Origin of the sequence: Streptomyces sp. URMC 126 (genome assembly GCF_051386555.1) — a bacterium.
In the GTDB taxonomy this organism is placed as follows: Bacteria; Actinomycetota; Actinomycetes; order Streptomycetales; family Streptomycetaceae; genus Streptomyces.
Genome location: NZ_JBPQTX010000945.1, coordinates 1 through 265 on the forward strand (window position 1 = coordinate 1; position 265 = coordinate 265).

1 pseudogene is annotated in these 265 nt (G+C 67.2%); it reads right to left on the reverse strand.

What is annotated here, in order from left to right:
* Nucleotides 1–257: pseudogene (locus tag ACSNOK_RS34605) on the reverse strand (gephyrin-like molybdotransferase Glp); the annotation flags it as partial.
* Nucleotides 258–265: the final 8 nt, after the last annotated feature.

Consider the following 265-nt stretch of genomic DNA (forward strand, 5'->3'; position numbering starts at 1 on the left):
GTTGAGGGGGTGCGAAAAATCGTCACCGTCGCGGGGGCGTCGACAGTTCCGGGAGCATGATCGGTGTCCTCCACCTTGATGACGGTGTCGGCGTTCTCGGGCATGCGGGCACCGGTCATGATGCGCTGGGCGGTTCCGGGGTCGAGAGGCCGGTGGGCGGGAGATCCGGCGGGTACGTCATTGGTGACCGGGAGCGTGACAGGGGTGTGCACAGTGGCCTCGGACACGTCGGCGTGACGCACCGCGAACCCGTCCATCGCAGAGT